The organism is Mesorhizobium sp. Cs1321R2N1 (genome assembly GCF_037179725.1).
In the GTDB taxonomy this organism is placed as follows: domain Bacteria; phylum Pseudomonadota; class Alphaproteobacteria; order Rhizobiales; family Rhizobiaceae; genus Mesorhizobium; species Mesorhizobium salmacidum.
The window spans coordinates 1-1,194 of sequence record NZ_JAPYKP010000313.1 but is presented as its reverse complement, the minus strand read 5'-3'; the positions used below and the strand labels follow the sequence as shown (position 1 = coordinate 1,194).

Below are 1,194 nucleotides of genomic sequence, written 5' to 3'. Positions count from 1 at the left end.
GAGCTCAGGCCGGCGGCCCCCCAGGCGCCCGCGGAAGCACCGCGCCCGGCCCCTGCCCAGCGTTCGCCGCTGCATGTCGTGGAATCGCTGAACTCGCTGTCCGTCGATATCGCCCGGGCCATCGACCACGATGCCTCGATCGAACTGTGGAACCGCTATCGGCGTGGCGAGCGTGACGTGTTCACGCGCAGGCTTTACACGCTGAAAGGCCAGCAGACGTTCGACGAAATCCGCCGCAAATACCAGGCGGAGGCCGAATTCCGCGCCGCCGTCGACCGCTATTGCGACGATTTCGAGAAGCTGCTCAAGGATGTCTCGCGCAATGACCGCGACAACATCATGGCGCAGACCTATCTCACGTCCGACACCGGCAAGGTCTACACCATGCTGGCCCATGCCAGCGGCCGCCTGCACTAGGCGGTCGACAAGCCAAAACGAAAATGGCGGGCGACTCCCGCCTTTTTTCTTGAAGGGACTGACGTCGCTATCCGGAAGACGCATCCGGGTTTTATCTCGTTTTCCGGAACCGGATCCTGAGTTGTGAAAACGGCAATCATCTTCGACTGCGAGTTTCTCTGCCTTGAGGGCTCGCAACGCAGATTCTGGTGCGCGGCCCATGACCCCGATCCGGTCATCGCCCAGATCGGCGCGGCAAGGCTCGGCCTCGAAGGCGACTTCCCCGTGCTGGGCACGCACAAGGCCTATATCAGGCCGGTCGACCGATTTGGCGAGAGATACGGGCTCGATCCGTTCTTCACCCGACTGACCGGCATCACAGAAGAAATCATCGAGGCCGAGGGCGTTTCGCTGGAAGATGCTCTTGCAGGCGTCGATTGTTTCTCAGATGGGGCTCGGTTCTGGTCCTGGGGCAAGGACGAACTGAACATGATCGCCATCAGTTGCTATGTCGCGGGCATCAAACCGCCCATCCCGGCCACCCGGTTCGATAACGCCGTCAAGCTGCTGATCGCGGCCGGCATGCCGATCGAGGATTTGGCAAGGACGCCGAGCAACAAGCTTGCGGATTACTACGGCGTCGAACACCCGCCATTGCAGGGGCACGACGCGCTAGAGCGTCGGATGCTCAGGTTGAATCGCGAGGGATTCCGATGATGTCGGGTTTGTGATTCACTTCCGTATGGAGGTGATTTGCCATGCCCAAGCCCTATTCGCTCGATTTGCGTGAACGTGTGG

The 1,194-nt window shown here is 60.9% G+C and carries 2 protein-coding genes; both read left to right on the top strand.

The features are described 5' to 3' along the window. Positions 1-417: hypothetical protein (locus O7A61_RS32245; protein WP_337133182.1), on the top strand; the 417-nt coding region annotated here is incomplete at its 5' end. A gap of 123 nt (positions 418-540) precedes the next feature. After that, positions 541-1,113, top strand: a complete 573-nt coding sequence (locus O7A61_RS32240; protein ID WP_337133181.1) for an exonuclease — start codon at positions 541-543, stop codon at positions 1,111-1,113. The last annotated feature ends 81 nt before the right edge of the window (positions 1,114-1,194 follow it).